Raw genomic sequence first — 18,437 nt, 5'->3', positions numbered from 1 at the left:
GGGGATCACATGATTAAATGTAATCCCCCATAATCGGTTTACTATACCTTAAAAGTGAAATGGTATTCTTTCTTTCTACACTTAGTCTATTAGTTTAGTACGACCTTTTGTTTGAATGTTTTTCTGCCATGATGAACAAATATGATGTAGACTCCTCTTTCCCACGTTGAGAAATCTATTTGATCCTTATCTTTGTTTGGTTCCTTGTGCAGTAGGGACTGTCCATGTAAGTTGAAGACCTGAACCTTGTCTATCATTGAAGTACTCTCTATATATAGATAGTCCCTTGTTGGATTTGGTCCGATCTTAACTGTTGTTGCAATATCTCTTGATGATATACCTGTGGTTAGTTCGATATTTACTGGTACCGATATGTGCTTTTGAAGACTCTTTGCAATAATATTGAACAGTGAAGGTGTGGTCGATTTTACACTTTTTCTTAGTGTCAATATGCCATTGTCTATCTCATATGTAATTGATCTGTCGAGATTCTCAATTTCAAAAGAGAGGTTGTCTCCATCAGGGTCTTCGAAATACTCTTTTAAATCCAATATGTACTGATCGGTTTTAAATAGGATGCTTGGCAGTTCTTTCTTTAATATAGGGCCTTGATCGGAAGGACTAGAGCCGTTAAAGTTGTCGAAACAGAAGTAAGCTGGGGTGTTGGCTTGTCCCACTTTATTCACATCGCTAGAGATCATCTTGAATTCGATTCTATTCACTTTTCCCAAAGTAGATAGGTCCATCCATTCCCAACTCTCAACGATATAGTCTTTAGATGAGATGTTAGAACGGAAATCTGCAAGGTAGAACTCCGTCTCCCCTGTTTTGTTATTCTGTGAGTCATACCCTATGGCTACCAATTTGAACCAGTCTTGATCCGTTCCATCTGCTCCACCGAATTTTTTTGCGATGGCATCTCCCTGCTTCATGGAAGTAACGGCATAGGTATTGTTGGTCACATACATCCCTGTGATGACAGCTCCTTCTGGTTGTCCTGACACTTCGATTGCCTCTTTTGAGAAGGCATAGATGACCCCGTAATTGGTAGAGTTGTCTGCTCCTACACCAGTGATGGCGGTGTGTTGGTTCATTAACCCTCCAGCAACCTCTTTATCTATTTTGTTGGACACATTCAGCCCTGTCCATGTGAAGTATGCTTTATTGAAATATGACTTTGCGCCAAAGCCACTCTCAAACAGCTTGGTGTCTACTACTCCATTTATCATTCGTCCTCTCCAGAAGTCGTTCTCTTTTAGGTCGAAAGACTCGAAGTCCATGGTTCCAAGAGGTGCTGTTACCTCGATAATACATGATGTAACAGCCGTTGTTTTCTCTTGGTCTTTGACTGTAAAGAATATTTCATTAGAGTTATCCAAAGTGAGATCGTATTCGAATAGTCCTGTTCGATTGGTTTGTGCGATCCCGTTATATTCGACGGTGTATGGGGTATGTCCTCCAGAAACGTTCACTGTGACATGTGCTACCTCCCCTTTTGTTATTCTGGATGTTGTAATCTCTTCAACCGTTAGGGGAGCAGGAGATTGGTGGATGTCATCTATCGATAGTTTTGTTGTTTGTGCTTCGATATCAAAAGCGGTAATATTGTCATATTCGAGTAGGGAGATATAGCTCCATTTCTCCTCGGTGGAAGGTATCGTGACAATAGTAGGTGTTGTACCACTATAGATGGTCATGATTGTAGAAGCATTGCTCTGGATGTAGAAACCTTGAACAGTTATTCCTTTATCAGTATTGTTGAATAGGAAGTGGGCTGTCTCGTTGGCTTCTACTTCCGCAATGTGACCATGGGTGCCTTTAGATTCCTCTTTGATGGTGACATTGGTCGCTTCTACTGTTCCTGAAATGATCTTGTCATCTTGCATGGAGATATTTTCAAAGTCGGCTATCGATGTTGGTGCATATGGTGTATGTGCCTCTATTTGCTTCAATTCGGAAGCTTTATTCTGAAGATCTACAACCACTACATCGATGATGTAGTTCGTGTTTGGCTTAAGTTTTTCAACTACAATTTGGCTGGTTTTGTTGGCGGCGAGCCCTTTTGTGAAGATCGATGCATTGGTGGTGGCTTGTGCCATGATCTGCTCCGGGGTTAGAGAAGCCGTTTTATCTTGATAGATGTAACCATATGCTGTACCTGCTTTGTCTGAAACGATCTCGACAGTGAGTTCGTTATGGGATTCTGAAATGACTTTTGGATATCCCTCTCTAATCACTGGCGCTGTTTGAGATATCTCGATAAATTGATCCGCTCCTAGAGTGTATGGTACTGTTCGTTTGTCTCCATCGATATCCGTTAGAATATAGTCTACAACCTCACCTCTGTTTAGCTCTGTTTGGTGTGTCAGGTGAAGGTCTGTCTCTGAGATAAACGCAGCTGGTGATTTTATGTTGCCTGTAAATGCAGTGAGGTTATTTATCGCTGTGATCTCCTCGTATTTGTCATCTCCTATTTGTACCCCATTAGATGCATTCAGATTGTTCTTCACGACCTGAACTTGGTCTGCCGTAACGATCTTCTTGAAGGACATGGATTGTCCAATAAGAGAGATGATATTGTTGTAACGATAGGTCTGTGCCAGAGGATAGTCACCTTCTCTTCTACCTATCGATCCAATGCCTACTCCGCTATCGTTGGTTCCATAGATGTTTACTGTGTTGTAAGCGATGTCTATGTATCTGGATTGTCGTGTGATGTTCATCCCATAACTTTTGCCTGTTTTGGCATTGATAGCAATCATGTTGTTGTATACCAATATGGGGCTTTCTATGGTTCCTTCAGACTCTCTTACTTCAAAACCATAGCCATTTTTATCTAATTGAAGATCCACGGTATTATTGAATATTACCACCTGCCCTTTGGCACGATAGATATCCATTCCTTGGAATCCTGATTTAGTACTCTTGGTATTTTCGATATGGTTCGATTTGATTATCACATCTACTTGGTTGTTACAATAGATGGATTTAGATCCCTGATTCAAGAAGTGGTTCTTCTCAATAAGACAATCTCTCTGTTTGGGAAGTCTTACATATCCAGTGCCACCAATGTTTAGTGCAATATATCCTCCTTCAAAGTGGTTAGATGTGAATTGTAGATGGTCGTTATTCTTATTTGCTACATCTTCCGCTTTGGTCTTGAGTAAGTTGATGTCATTACGATATGAGGTGGCAATAGGTGCTTTAAATCGACAGTTGTCGAATGTGATATGTTGGCTATTATCATCGATAAGTACGAGTTGATCTAAGGCTGTATTTGAAGATTCAAAAGAGAGATGCTTTATGGTCACATATTTGCTGTGATGCACGATAAATAAGCTCTTGATATCCTCTGATGCCGTTTCATTTATGAATGTCACTTTGGTTGCATCCTCTGCTTCTGATTGAATAAGAAGGGTGTTGATTTTTGATGCACCTTGAATCGAAGGAATAGTGATGACCTCACTGTATTTACCCTCTTTTATATTGAATGTTGTTGCACCATCTATTCCTTTTGTTTTCAATGCGTTTAGTGCCTCGTTAAGGGTGTTGTAATCGCCTAAGTTTCCTACGGTGTAGTTTCCATGCATTCCACTCTCAATCGTGTTTATTTGAGCTGTATGGGCTGTAGGTGTGATGGTGCTACTCTTTAACCCTACTTCGGTGAAATTGGCATCAATATGATGACCGATTTCGGCTGTGGCAGCCAGATCATAAGTGAGCCATAGATGTATATCGGATTCTCTGTCGATGTCGATATTGGTATCGAAGTGAAATTCACCAGTGTTACTATCAATGGTAGATTCTCCAATAAGTTTTGCTTGACTTAAGTCTGGTTGATTATGGGATGCCCATAGCTTTGATTTTACAATATCTGTTGAGGTTGTAGTATTGCCGATATTACCTGTCACGTCTGTGATGGTCTCCGTATCTTTTTCTCCTCTAAAGTTTAAAGCAGAGTGAAGAACAACATAGTTCTCTTCTCCCTTTTTTACGAAACGATTCGGTGCTGGTGTCGTTTGTGCACTATGGAATGTAATCGGCGTAGGGGTGTATGTTTTTACTATGGCACGCCATCCACTTTTAGGCGTCGCATAGGTTGTTGATTTGAAATGTATGGTTAGTGCCCCATCTTTATTCATCGCCTTATCGATATGAGGGGTGTTCACCTTACTCTCATAGGTGGACAGCAGATCTTCTTCGGTGGCATTCTTGCCGTTGTATACCTTTATTTTATCAAACCCATAGTCGTCTAGATCTATTTCATTCCAGTCGACTCTTACGGATTGGCTCTCTTGTTCCGGGATAAAGGTAATCTGATGGTCTAATGCTTGACTATAATTACCTGTCTCTCCTCCGTCATCGAAGAATTGTGTTGGTTTCTCGCCGACAGTATAGGTGTCTATAGTGGATGAGAAGTTGATAAACCTTTTAAGGATGGTCTGAGCAAAATTATCATTGCCTTCGATCCCTATTGATTCTGATGCAATAGTAACTTGATCTATTTTTACATGGAGCGGTTGATTGTCTTCCGCACTGGAGTCGATATCGAAGGTAAACCAGAAGTAGTTGTTGCCTTCTGCCAGCTCTTGGTTGGATTGGAAGGTTTCAATATGATCTGTCGTATAGCTATGGATCAGGGTGGCCTCTTCAAAGTTGTCTCTGTTTGCAAGATAGTAGAGGTGAACCTTTTTAATGTTCTTTAGTGTGGAGACATCGTAGTTCAAGTTCCATGTGATATTGCCTGACGCTGGATTCGACTTTAATCCCGTTGTTTTAACCAACGCTTTAACTACTGGCATAGATTCTTGTCCTATTCCTATTTGGGTAGGATTTAGGTTATGCTGTATCACTTTTTCTGCATGGATGGGTTCATCTTTTACAGATTGAACGATGGCGTCCCACCCCTCTTTGGTATAGGAACTACTTCGTGTTTTTGCAATAAAGTGTACGGTTAGAGAGCCGTCATCGCTAGTGGAGGTGATGGCTTTTTCTGGCCCTGTAGTTCTATTGAGACTACTTAAGGTGAAAAGAGGAGTGGTCTTTGTTGCTCCGTCGTAGATTACAAAAACGGATTTCGTTCCGTAATATGCACTACTACTATAGTTCAGATCAAAGTCTTTAAAGGAGATTCTAACTTTCTCGCCTGCATTTTTAGGTACAAAGGTTACTGTCGTGTTGTCATCTGCCTTGTGCTTTTTATCTTTTCCACTGTCGGTAAAACGGATACTTTCAGTTCCGACATTCACGGTGTGTGAACCCGATTCAGGCATTGTAAAGTCTGTCGAAATATCAAACTCTTCATGTAGTGTTAATGGGGATTGGATTGTTCTAAAGTTAAGTTCTGTTAGTGACAGTGAGAACTTCTCATTGTTCTTGGCAGTTGGTTTGATGTCAGCAAGAATCCAAAAGTAGTTATCGCCTGAAGAGAGAGGAATATCTACATCTATCTGACCCGTTTGGCTTGTGAGTTCAATGGTCGAAATAGGTGCAATGTTTAGAGGACTCTTTTTTACTCCTGAAGTAACAAGATAGAGTCGAGATATGTTGTCTAGGACTTTATTATCGGCTAGTTTGAATGGTATAGAGGTAAGATGAAGTGGTGATGCCGTATGGCTGGTTATAACATGTATTCCTGTTAGGAGCACGTTGTTGTCTGCCGGTTTGAATAGCTTGTTTTCTGGAGCTATCCCTTTGATCGAAGCCACCGTCATTGTTTGTGCAGTCACCTCTTTAACAGTTGCTTCCCATCCTGATCTTGGTAGTGAAGTTTTTACTTTGAAATATATGGTTAATGCTCCACCTAAGCTCTCTGACTCAATAATTGGAGGCATCTTAGAGTATGTTCCAATAAGATTTTTAGGGTCCTTAGAGGCTCCTTTATATACTTCAAAGAGGTCGTTCTTACCTGTACTCGATGTGTTGAATATATCGAACTGATTGAATTCGATGGCGATGATCTTTTCTTTGTGTTTAGGTTGGAAAGTGACTGTGCCTTCAAAGTTTTCGCTATAGTTCTGGTCTACTCCACCATCATCAAAGAAGGATAGAGATTTGTCTACGCTGATAATCTTGTTACCAGAAGTGAGGTGGACCATATTCATCACTTGCCTTGCCTTGTAGCTTGCGTTGTTTTCAAACAGATATTCTGTTTTGTCCACTTCCACACTAAACGGGATCGCTTGAATTTCAGTTCCAAAGGCCAACTCTTGATGGATGTCCGCAGTGACCCATAAATAGTTTTTGCCTTTCTCTAGTTGCTGGTCAAATGTGATTTGTTGCTGGTTATCTTCAGTAATGATATGCTCTTTCCATAGTGTTTGATCCTTAAACTGGTCGGATCTTGTGTGGAATATCTTTAGCTTCTTCACCGCTTTATTGGGAGTGACTTTCAGTTGAAGAGTCTCAAGTGGTACCGTTCCTACTTCTCCTGTTAGATCGAGGTCAATTCTTGTGAGCAGTTGGTCTATACTTCCTCTTGCCATGGATGAATTTACAGGAGAACTGTAGTTTATCTCATTTAACTGGACGGGGGTTCCTGTTTTGATCGAGATATCATCCAAGTCAAGAGCTTGGTTTGCCTTGTGATGGAATGCGATAAATACTCTCTGTCCTTGATATTTTGACAGATCTAATAGGTAATCTTGGTATGTTCCTGTGGTCTTTTGGGTATGAATTATTTCGAACTCTTCAGGTTCATTGCCCGATGTAGAGATAGCTACTTCTATCTGACTGCCGTAAGTTTTTGCTGCATACTTCAGCAGGGCAGAGTTAGGGAGTTGAAGAGGGGGTGAGATCAACCAGTCGTCAGAAAGTGAATATCCATTGATACTTGCACATTTGGAGTTTGATACTCCAGAAAATAAGTTTCTTATCCACTGTTTTGCATCCTTGTCTATATTGATCGTTCTCCACCCTAGAGGAGGGAATTTCTTGGACTCAAACGCTTCTTTCCAAGGAAATAGCGTTACAGTCGGATCATCCATGGTGGTGAAGGTCAGCGTGGTTGATTCTGGGCTACTACCATAGCTGTTTTTAGCCGTAACTTTCCAATAGTATTGTTGATTGTAGTCTAGATCTTTTATTTTTAATTGTGAGGCAGTAACCTCTTTATTATCAAAAATATTATTTGCCTCTGTAGTTGTTCCTAGTGAGACCAAATAGTTCCCTGTAAAAGGGACTTTGTTCCATTTGAGTTCTGTCGTTATATCTATCTCTGTTTGTTCATGGACAGGAAGTGTGAGCTCTGGTGTGTTTGGGGCAACTTTAGGGATATGCTTTTGGGGAAGTGTTACATCATCAATAAATAGCTTGTAGTTGTTTGCTGATGTAGCGTGAATTGTAAGGTAGACCTGTTTGCCTATATATGAATCCAAGGAGTAGGTGTATTCTTGATAGTTCTGAGGAACGGCGTTTACCTCTTCTAGGATTGTCTTGAAGTTTGACCTGCTAGGGGATGCTTCTGTGATATAGACAGTAAAACTCTCTTTTGAAAAGCTGTATTGACTTTTTGCCCAAAAAGAGAAGGTACTGCCTTCCTTTACTTCTACCAAAGGGCAGACCAAGAAGTCATCATTGGTAACTCTTGATGAATTAATTGATATGGCATGATCTCCAGTATGTCCATTAGAGTCAATCTCCCATTGGGAGTCTCCTCCTCCATGGATGAGGGTCCAATTGTTTTGGGTTAAACAGTTGGGGTCTTCAAAACTCTCTAGATACTCTTGTGCATAGCTACTCAAAGAGATGCTTAGGAGGGTGAGTAATAAAAGTAGGTTTTTTTTCATGATTTTTGAATAAGAACTATGTTGATTTATCCTTTGAGAGGAAGGAGTGATCTTATTCAATAATAGGGAAAGTCGGTCACCATGCAATAGTCGTCTCTCTTCTATAATAATAGAAAGAGGTCTTCGAATAATGATTTAAAATAGTACCTGCCCTAATGCGATCACCCTAGCTCCCGAAGGTGTTTATAAATGCATTTTACCAATAGTGGCAGGTCTTCTGACTTAGCTACTCACAAAATATTCCCTTCCCAAGATCTCTCCCAGTGGGGTTATTGTTATTTTGTTTTAAACATAGCATTACAGCAGCGGGTACTGTTCTAGATTTACACTAGATTCCCATTTTAAATCAGTATAACTCTATCGAGATAGAGCTAATGATGATACCTACTAATTGTGTTTTTTGTAATAATGTGTACAAATGTATAAAATTGTTGCACTTATACAGTATGATGAATGTCTCTATTTTACAGTATTTTCATGATGTAATATTAAATAGGACCTCTATATCCTATTATTGAGGGTGTTCGTCGTTTTGGGATTGATTTATTTTAGATGCCTTTGTTGGGTTATATACAATATGCCTCTTCATTGATTGTAAATTATATGAGAAGAGGTAATGTGGGGCTGATATAAGTTGTTTTGTGCTAGTGACTTTATGAGTCGAGTTGTACTTCATTTTGAATTTATGGTTTAATGTTAAGTGATAGAATATATTTTGTTGATTTATTAAATCCATGATAATAAAAGTTAATTTGTCAGATAACTTTTTATACATTTGTGTCATCATTGGTTTCTCGATGGTAATTTATTACCTGAGAATTAAAAGGGAATACCGTTAGAATCGGTAACAGTTCCCGCTGCTGTGAATCCTGTTCGATTTAGATATCGATCAAGATTGCTAGAGACAGACCACTGTTCTATTTTGGAATGGGAAGGTTCTAGTGATTGGGATAAGTCAGAAGACCTGCCATTGTAATAAAGATTTCTACAGTCTGCGGAGAACAGGCGGAGGATCAGTACTTCACAATGAATTACGTTGGCGCGCGCACTTCAGTCAGGTCATTGCTACTGTAGAAAATAGATTTTTAATTATTAAGTAGCAAAGGCATACATTTCAATAACATGTCTACAATGGTTTGGTAAATGTATATTTATCTCACATGGGTAGGTATGTTGTAGGGATTTCATTGCTTATTGCTCTAAAATCATTTTTATAATTGAGCGATGAAAAAAATATACGCTTTCGTATTCTTACTGATGCTTGTCACTAACCTACAAGCACAAAATCGTTTTCAGCTTATTGAGAAACTTCAAGGGCAAAGAGAGAATATTGTCCCTACAGAGGCGAATAGTTCCTATCGTTTTTTTAATGGCTACCGTTCATTACAAACTCTGGATAACGTATCTTCAGTGTATGCTGTTGTCGAGGATCATGTCTATACATTTAAAGATGGAAAGGTGATCGGGTCATTGATCTCAGATGGTACAATCTCCTTTCAAAGTGATGTTTTAGAGGCACAAGCTTCTTATCCCTCGTTTTTGAAATATAGTTCTTCGAATAACTCTGTTTATTTAGGTTTTACTGTTTATGGAAATCAAGAAGACTATATCTATAAAGTGGATATTTCTACCGGAGAATGGACTCAAATCGCAAAGTTAGCATGTAACTTTGATCTTGAGATTTATGAGGATAAGATGTTTATATCTGGATTGGGTTATTCTGATTGGAATGGCATTGATGATACAAATAGTATCTGGATGTTACCGTTAGATGGCAGTGCTGCTCCTAAGAAAGTAATTGAGATTCCAGGTAATTCATGTGGTTTGGCTATTTCATCAAATGGTGCCATTGTTTGTGGATCATATGATCTTTCAAATAACGACTTTGGTCTATATATGTGGGAGTATTCGGACATCTCAACGAACTCACAGAAAGTATTAGGAATTGAAGATGGTATCTCTTTGGCAAATTTGGATCATGGCATGTATGATTGTGTTTTTGATAGTGATGATGTTCTATATTGGAATGTAAATAGTTATAGTGAACAATGTAGCGTTGTTCGATATGATTATTCATCACCTTCTAAATATCAGAAGATAATGGAGGCAAATGCAGGAACATGGTTTACAACACTTTCATCAACTTCATACAACGGTACAAATTCACTGTGGGTTTCATCTTTTGGTTCTACCCCTGTTTGTGTGGCGAAAAGTGATGATGATAGGATGTTGAAGCGTAGTATTTTAGATAGTTTTGAACCTAATTATCCAACGAAGTTAATCGAGTATTGTCCTGCACCAGGACAGTTTGTGAACACCTCCAGTTTTGGTCTAAAAAGTATTGCTGAGCTTACTTTAGGTAATCGTGTTGTTAATCCTTTTGGACGACGTCTGGTTACACTAGGAGCATGGGGTGGGTATATCGTCTATGGATTTGATAGCCCAATATTGAATCATAAGGATAACCCTTATGGTGTGGATTTTACAATTATTGGAAATCCATTCTCTGGAAGTTCTGAGCCTGGTATTGTTAAAGTCATGAAAGATGAAAATGGTAACGGTGTAGCGGATGATACATGGTATGAATTACGTGGGAGTGATCACTATTTGAATACAACAAAGAGGGACTACTCAGTTACTTATACCAATCCTGAAGGATTAGCTGATATCCCTTATGTCACATCTGATGGAGAGTCAGGGGTTGTTAAATATATGGTTATGTTTCATAAGCAAAATCATTATCCCGAAGCTAAGAATTTTCCAGATATATCTCAAGATCAATATACGTTAAAAGGAACACGTTTGAAATCACGTACCTCTATTAAATCTTATGTTGTGAATGCATCTTTTGACTATGGTTATGCGGATAATACTCCTTTTAATAAGTTGTCAAACAAGGCTTATATCCCCGATAACCCATATACTTTCGGAGTTCAAGAAGGTTTTGGAGGGGATGCATTTGATATAAATTGGGCTTATGATAAGAGTGGTAATCATGTTGTATTAGATCAGATAGATTTCGTATGTGTCTATAATGGAGTTCTACAACATGGAGCAGCATTGGGTGAAGTGTCTACTGAAGTTTCAGGTATATGTGCGACTAAGTCTGATCCCTCAATTGTGGGTGTGACGGACTGTATTGTAAGTAACCAGCCTGAGAATGTTGGTGCCTATCCTATCCAGAATAAAGGGGTGGTGTTTGTTGGTCAGAAGTTTCAATTTGAGGCATATGTACTAAGTCAAGGGGTTCCTAATACGAACCAAATATTGGAGTGGAGTAGTGATGACAATAGTATTGCAACGATTGATGATGCAGGTCTGTTGACTGGTGTTAAAGATGGGGAGGTAACTATTAGCTGTACATGGGCTGAGAACCGTGAAATTACAAGAGATTTTGTAATAAAGGTAACACCGAATAAAAGTACTCCAGTAATCGAAAAAGCAACAGCTTCAATTTATGTTTATCCTAATCCTACTGTTGAGGAGGTAAGGGTACATGGTGTTTCTCATGCTGAGATAACTGTTTATAGTAGTGTGGGTGGCGCTATTGGAAGAATCCATAATTATAACAGTGATCAAGTGATCTCAATGCAGCAAGTTCCAAGTGGTATCTACTTCTTAGTTGTGGAAGAGAATGGTACGAAAGAGACATTGAAGTTTATTAAGAAATAGTTTTTATATATCGGGGCTTTATCGTTTATAAAGCCCCTACTTTTATTTCTGTAATGAAGAAGATCAGAGGGTTATTGGTGTTGATGTTGTGGAGTTGTATATTGCTTGCTCAGAGTGAAGTGGATACTATCATCGTGACACAAGATGTTCCAGTCTATGCCAAGTATATTTTCAACGTAGAAGAGGCTGGTATGGTTAAGAGTAATGTGGACTCGACTGTGATGAGTAAAAATATCAGAAGCTCTTTATCGACACTACTGTCAGAAAATACGCCTATTTTTATTAAGACAAAAGGAAATGGGGCATTGGCTAGTGCTTCGTTTAGAGGTACTGCGGCTTCCCATACACAGGTTCGATGGAATGGGTTGAATATCAATTCGCCTATGACAGGAATGGTTGATTTTTCATTGATTCCAGTGTTCTTTGTAGATGCTGTCTCTTTAGAGCATGGAGGTGCTTCTATTGCTTCGCAGAGTGGTGGATTAGGAGGTGTCGTAAACCTAAACAATAAGGTGCAATGGAGTGATCCTTTTGAGGCAAGATATGTTCAATTTGTTGGAGACTACCATACATATCAGGAGTATGCTTCCATAGGTTTTGGGTCTAAGAAGGTGCAGTCTAAAACCCGTTTCTATCATAGTCAATCAAAGAATGATTATCCCTTTCTTAATCGACAAAACTTTGATCATATTGACCCCAATACTGGAGAGTTTATACACCCTGTGGATACCTATAAAAACGGAGAATATTTGAAGTATGGATTGATGCAAGAGTTGTATTGGCGACCTAGTGATAAGGATGTAGTATCTGCATGTTATTGGGGGCAGTATGCCGATCGAGGTATTCCCACAGTGATATCAAATGAAGGGCTTGAAGATACGAATGTCAATAACCAAATAGATAAAGTACATCGTGGGGTGGTTCAATGGAAGCACTATGGAGAGGATAGTAAGATCGAGGTTAAAACAGGAGGTTCACGAAAGCAGTTATTCTATACACTAAAAAACCAAGTGGGAGGCAATGGGGCTACCAATGCTATCGATTCGAAGAGTATCGCATATCAACTACAGAATAGTGTTACCTACTCAACGAAATTTCTAGAGAGCTTTTATTTTACGGGATCGGTTGATCTTAATAAGAGTTGGGTAGATACCTATGAAACGGTAAAGAAAACAGGTTATGTGGAAGATTTAGATGTGTTATCTGTCTATACTTCTCTGTCAAAATCGTTTGGTGAACGGCTAAATGTGACAGGACAGGTAAGAAACGAATGGCAAGATAATGTCTACTCCTCTCCAATATGGTTTGTGGGCTTTGATTTTAAGGTGAGCAAAGCATATGGTTTGATTGTTCATGGTAGTTTTTCGAAGAACTATCACCGTCCCACACTGAATGACCTTTATTGGCAGCCTGGAGGTAACCCAGACTTATTACCTGAAGATGGACATACCGCAGAATTTGGGTTGAAGGGGGTTTTAGGTGATGGTGATAATCATCTAAAATGGAGCATTACATCATACTATTCTGATATTGATAATTGGATCTTATGGATTCCTAGTTTTAAAGGATATTGGGAACCTCGGAATGTCAAGAATGTTATCTCAAAAGGGGTGGAGACTCAACTCCTTTGGAATAGGCATTGGGGTGATTTTAATCTCAAGATAAGAGGAGACTATGCTTATACTCGCTCAATTAATATGGAGAAGAGTGGTATTTGGGGCGATGAATCATATAAGAAACAACTGGTGTATATTCCTGTTCATTCAGCGAATTTGTGGTTTAGGTTCGACTACAAATGGATGAATATTTCCTATCAATATAACTATTTTAGTGAGAGGTTTACTACAACAAGTAATGAGCCTAATGTTCGTCAATGGCTCTATCCATATCATATGAATGAGTTAGATGTTGGGGCTTGTCTATATAAAAAAGGGGATCGTATGGTACAGGTTAAGTTAACCATATCGAATCTCTTTGATGAGGTATATCATTCCATTCTTTTTAGTCCTATGCCTGGTCGTAACTATGGTGTAACTATGATCTTAAATATCTAATTTTATGCAGAATATAAGTTTAATATGGTTTTTGATTTTGTTGTTTTGCTTCAATTCGTGTATGCAGGATGACCTCTTGTGGCAAAAAACACGAATGAATCATAACAGCCGTTCTGCCGGACTTTTCATTACAAATGAAGGGAATTTTATGTATGGTAATGCTTCGTTATCGTATTATGATATGGAGGATAAAAAGGAGCAGAATTTAGTGTTCTTTGAAACGAATGGATTTCCATTAGGGGATGTTGCACAATCTATGGCTATTCGAGATTCATTGGGGTATATTGTGATGAATAATAGCGGCAAGATATACGTTATTAATACCAATACATTTCAGTGTGTAGGAAAGATTACAGGACTTACTTCTCCTAGATATATTCACTTTATAGATGCACATAAGGCCTATGTGACAGATTTGTATGCAAAATCTATTGCTGTTATTGATCCATTGGGAGATTATGAGACAACAGGAGTTGTTGAGGGGAAAATATTGGGCAAGATTAATGTTAGTAATGAAGATACTGAGTTTTACCAACATCCAACAGAGCAGATGGTGCAATATAAGCAATTTGTCTTTACTAATTGTTGGAGTTATGATAATAAAATATTGGTGATTGACACGACTACGGATGAAGTAGTGGATGAGATAGAAGTGCTGAAACAGCCTACCTCCTTAGTTATGGATCGATTTAATCGTATCTGGACAATTACTGATGGTGGATATGAGGGATCTCCATATGGATATGAGCCTCCCGGACTTCAGTGTATTGATGCTGAGACAAGAAAAGTTTTGAAAACGTGGCGTTTTAATTTAGAAGATTGGCCCTCTGAAGTACAGTTAAATGGGACAAGAGATGTTATCTATTTTTTAAATAAACATATATATAGGATGCCTACCTCTTTAACTGTGGAGCCTGAATTATTTATTGAGAATCCAAAGGCGACGACCCAATATGGTGGTTTTTATGGGTTAACTGTCGACCCCGTTACTGGTGAGGTATATGTGGCTAATGCATTAGATTATCAGCAGCAGGGAGTAGTGTATCGGTTTGAAAAAAATGGTGCTCCTGTAGATACTTTCAAAGTGGGTATTATTCCTGGTGCTTTTTGTTTTAAGCCAGAACAAAATTGACCTCTTTCCTTTTGTTAAATCGTAATGGTTAAATTTAAGGTTAGTCCTTGATTGAAGATGAATGAAAGAAAAAAGCTGTCATCTCTGACAGCTTTTTTTATTTTAATTTTTGAATACTAGTTTGTTATCTTCTACATCGAGCAAGATCTTCTCGTTTGCTGTTACTCTATCTTCGAGTATCGCTTTTGATAACGGATTAAGTACGGATCTTTGGATCTCTCTCTTTATAGGTCTCGCTCCCATCTGTAGATCAAAGCCCGCTTCTGCTAGGTAAGCAACAGCTTCATCCGTAGCATTAAGCTCTACTCTATTTGCCATCAAACGATCCTGTAAGATGCTAAGTTGTAGTCTTACAATTTCCACAATATCTTTCTTGAATAGAGGCGTAAACATGATTACATCATCAATCCTGTTTAGAAATTCAGGTCGTACACTTTGTTTTAGTCTATCAAGCAGCTCTTTCTTCGTGGTTTCAATAACACCACTAATTTGCTCTTCAGATACTTTGGCAAAGTTCTCTTGGACGATATCTGAACCAATATTAGAGGTCATGATAATAATCGTGTTCTTAAAATTGACTACTCGACCTTTGTTATCCGTAAGCCTTCCGTCATCTAGAACCTGTAACAAGGTGTTAAAGACATCAGGGTGTGCTTTCTCAATTTCATCAAATAGGACGACTGAATAGGGCTTTCTTCTTACTGCCTCAGTTAGCTGTCCACCTTCATCATATCCAACATATCCTGGAGGAGATCCGATGAGTCTTGTGACAGAGAATTTCTCTTGATATTCGGACATATCTATTCGTGTCATCATATTCTCATCATCAAATAAAAAGTCTGCAAGGGCTTTGGCTAATTCTGTCTTACCGACTCCTGTCGATCCTAGGAATATAAATGAGCCTATTGGTTTTTTATCATCTTGTAGACCAGCTCTACTTCTTCTGATTGCATCAGAAACAGCTATAATCGCCTCCTCTTGTCCTACCACTCTTTCATGTAGGGCATCTTCTAAATGTAATAGTTTCTCTTTGTCACTCTTGAGCATTCTGGTTACAGGAATACCAGTCCATTTCGCTACTACATCTGCAATGTCCTCGGCATCCACCTCCTCTTTAATCATAGGAGACTCCTCTTGGTTCTCATGTACAATTGTTTCTAACTCACGCAGACGCTCTTCGGTCTCTTTGATCTTACCGTAACGAATCTCTGCAACAAGTTCGTAGTTAGATTGTCTCTCTGCAATGTCTGCTTGATTCTTTAGACTGTCTAACTCTAGTTTGCACTCTTGGATCTCATCAATGGTCTGCTTTTCACTCTTCCATTTTGCTTTTTGTGAGTTGAGTTGTTCCTGAAGATCCGCAATAAGCCTCTCAAGCTCTTGGAGTTTCTCTTCGTTATTCTCCCTTTTAATTGCTTCCTTTTCAATCTCAAGTTGCATTACCTTACGTTCCATCTCGTCAATCTCTTCTGGTACTGAGTTGATCTCTAAGCGTAATTTAGAGGCTGCCTCATCCATTAAGTCAATGGCCTTGTCTGGAAGAAAACGGTCGGTAATATACCGGTTTGAGAGCTCCACTGCAGCAATAACTGCTTCGTCTTTAATTCTTACCTTATGGTGTGTCTCATACTTCTCTTTGATTCCCCTAAGAATAGAGATGGCACTTTGTGTATCGGGTTCATTGACCATCACTGTTTGGAATCGTCGCTCTAGTGCTTTATCTTTTTCAAAATACTTTTGGTACTCATCTAATGTTGTGGCTCCGATAGATCGTAATTCACCTCTTGCTAATGCTGGTTTTAATATGTTGGCAGCATCCATTGCACCTTCTCCTTTTCCTGCTCCAACTAGGGTGTGTATTTCATCAATGAATAGTATGACTTCTCCTTCTGCTTGAATCACTTCATTGACTACAGACTTTAATCGTTCTTCAAATTCTCCTTTGTATTTGGCTCCAGCAACCAATGCACCCATATCCAAACTGAATATCTGTTTCGATTTTAGATTCTCAGGTACATCACCTCTTACGATTCGGTGTGCTAGTCCTTCGGCAATTGCTGTTTTACCTGTTCCTGGTTCCCCTAGCAGAATCGGATTGTTCTTTGTACGTCGACTTAGAATTTGTAGAATACGACGGATCTCCTCATCCCTACCAATAACGGGGTCTAGTTTACCGCTAAGTGCTTGCTGATTTAAATTAATCGCGAAACGCTGTAATGAGTTAAATTGATCTTCTGATGTTTGGCTATCTACACTTTTTCCTTTACGAAGTTCTTTGATTGCCATAATCAACTCCTTCTCTTTGACCCCTACGTCTTTTAGAAGAGTGGATACGTCACTTTTTATCCTGACCAGAGCTACCAGTAGATGCTCGACACTTACAAATTGATCGCCCATCTTTTGTGCTTGGCTCTGTGCCTCTACTAAAATAGAATTTGTTGTGTTAGAGGCCCTTACTTCTCCTCCTGATACAATCGGGTAACTCTCTATTATTTTATCTAGAAGAGTTGCTACTTGTTGTCCCGAAACATCAATCTTTTTAAAGATGTAGTTCGTGATATTTTCAGCACTTGTAAGTATACCTTTTAATAAATGTCCAGCCTCTAGTGCTGCATTCCCTTTACTATTAGCAACATTAAGACCATATGATATTGCCTCTTGTGCCTTGATTGTAAATTGATTTGTGTTCATATATATTGCTTTTTCTTTATTATTTTGTGTTCTATACATCAAAAGATGGACCAAAAGAATATATATGACATATTGGCTGTTTTAGCTGGGTTTAATAGTGACTAGTTGTCATTATTGCGTGGTTTTTACTTAAACAAATACAGGTTGTGAATTGTTCAATATCACAATTAAGCACAAAAAAAAGGGAAGATCTCTCTTCCCTTTTTAATCAAATATTAATCTATATCAACTATTGTATGAATGTGCTTACATAACTCTATATTTCGTTAACAATCTTTTATCTCAAAATGTGTTTGTAGTTATTGCGTACTAGATCTGGTAAGTACGATGCAATAAGATTAAGTGCTTTTTCATCGCTAATACCTTTAGGAGAAATAATTCTTTGGTTCTCCATCTGTTTTTGATCAATTACAGCATAGCTGATTTGCTCATTAACTTTAGCATTGCGAGTTTGAATTTCTCTTACACCAAATCCATTTTTGTTATTTACATATCTTACTTCAAAAAATTCACCACGAACAATATACTCTGTACCATTGTTGGTGAAGTTCTTTTCGATATGAACTCCTTTGTTAATATTTCCATAGTTGAGTTCCCATATGTTCAATGCATTCGTATCGATACTAGAAACCTCTTTTATGTGAAAATTATTCATGCTAACACTATTATCTAAATCATTCGCCTTTACCACGCTTACTGTAAACATGATTGCAATTAAAGCAACAAAGCGACCGAATTGTAAATTTAGATTTTTCATAACGTCCTGCTTTTCGAGTAATTAAAGACTCTGTTTAATGAATAAATGAATAAGTTTTTATCTGTTGTCAATCATCCTATTTGTTTGTGATTGACAATGCAAATCAAGACAAAAATGAAGTAGTTGCAAATATTAAAGATGTGCTAAAAGACATGTTTTTTTTATTATAAAAAAGCTTGTTTAATCAATTAAAAGATGTGACAGGTGTCATGTTTTACACCTTGGTATTTTAAATCTATGACTTTTGTCATTTTGAAATTTAGATGGTGGTTTTGCTTTTGAAATGTAAAAATTAACGTAAAGATTACATTGTGTAAGGTGTTGGTTTTCAGTGGTTGTTTTCG

At 38.4% G+C, this 18,437-nt stretch carries 6 protein-coding genes and 2 riboswitches; of the genes, 3 read left to right on the top strand and 3 right to left on the bottom strand.

Features of this window, described 5'->3' with window-relative positions:
* Positions 1-89 precede the first annotated feature (89 nt).
* Complete coding sequence (locus tag K5X82_07500) at positions 90-7,787, bottom strand: DUF4465 domain-containing protein (protein ID QZT38735.1); 7,698 nt, start codon at positions 7,785-7,787, stop codon at positions 90-92.
* Positions 7,788-7,976: 189 nt separating this feature from the next.
* Positions 7,977-8,190, bottom strand: a riboswitch (cobalamin riboswitch).
* 367 nt (positions 8,191-8,557) lie between these two features.
* A riboswitch (cobalamin riboswitch) is annotated at positions 8,558-8,774 on the top strand.
* A gap of 237 nt (positions 8,775-9,011) precedes the next feature.
* Here K5X82_07500 and K5X82_07495 point away from each other — a divergent pair.
* The 3 genes from K5X82_07495 to K5X82_07485 are packed head-to-tail and all read left to right on the top strand — an operon-like array spanning position 9,012 to position 14,645.
* Positions 9,012-11,459 carry a T9SS type A sorting domain-containing protein gene (locus K5X82_07495; protein QZT38734.1) on the top strand — a complete coding sequence of 816 codons (2,448 nt, stop codon included), beginning with the start codon at positions 9,012-9,014 and terminating at the stop codon, positions 11,457-11,459.
* 53 nt (positions 11,460-11,512) lie between these two features.
* A complete protein-coding gene (locus K5X82_07490) occupies positions 11,513-13,513 on the top strand; it encodes a TonB-dependent receptor plug domain-containing protein (protein QZT38733.1) in 2,001 nt (666 codons plus the stop codon).
* Between the two features lie 4 nt (positions 13,514-13,517).
* Positions 13,518-14,645: a YncE family protein gene (locus tag K5X82_07485; GenBank protein ID QZT38732.1), complete on the top strand. Its 1,128-nt coding sequence runs from the start codon at positions 13,518-13,520 to the stop codon at positions 14,643-14,645.
* A 102-nt stretch (positions 14,646-14,747) separates the two neighbouring features.
* On the opposite strand, the gene clpB is transcribed toward K5X82_07485, so the two are convergent.
* Both clpB and K5X82_07475 read right to left on the bottom strand, forming a co-directional pair.
* Positions 14,748-17,336: an ATP-dependent chaperone ClpB gene (gene clpB / locus K5X82_07480; GenBank protein QZT38731.1), complete on the bottom strand. Its 2,589-nt coding sequence runs from the start codon at positions 17,334-17,336 to the stop codon at positions 14,748-14,750.
* Positions 17,337-17,613: 277 nt separating this feature from the next.
* Positions 17,614-18,093 (bottom strand): hypothetical protein, encoded by a 480-nt coding sequence (locus tag K5X82_07475; protein QZT38730.1) that lies wholly within the window; start codon positions 18,091-18,093, stop codon positions 17,614-17,616.
* Positions 18,094-18,437 lie beyond the last annotated feature (344 nt).

This window comes from Prolixibacteraceae bacterium (genome assembly GCA_019856515.1).
GTDB lineage: Bacteria > Bacteroidota > Bacteroidia > Bacteroidales > Prolixibacteraceae > Halosquirtibacter > Halosquirtibacter xylanolyticus.
This window is presented reverse-complemented; position numbering and strand designations above follow the sequence as displayed.

Coding starts and splice junctions, on each gene's coding strand:
- K5X82_07500 (QZT38735.1), bottom strand. CDS start 7,787: ATGAAAAAAAACCTACTTTTATTACTCACCCTCCTAAGCATCTCTTTG.
- K5X82_07495 (QZT38734.1), top strand. CDS start 9,012: ATGAAAAAAATATACGCTTTCGTATTCTTACTGATGCTTGTCACTAAC.
- K5X82_07490 (QZT38733.1), top strand. CDS start 11,513: ATGAAGAAGATCAGAGGGTTATTGGTGTTGATGTTGTGGAGTTGTATA.
- K5X82_07485 (QZT38732.1), top strand. CDS start 13,518: ATGCAGAATATAAGTTTAATATGGTTTTTGATTTTGTTGTTTTGCTTC.
- clpB (QZT38731.1), bottom strand. CDS start 17,336: ATGAACACAAATCAATTTACAATCAAGGCACAAGAGGCAATATCATAT.
- K5X82_07475 (QZT38730.1), bottom strand. CDS start 18,093: ATGAAAAATCTAAATTTACAATTCGGTCGCTTTGTTGCTTTAATTGCA.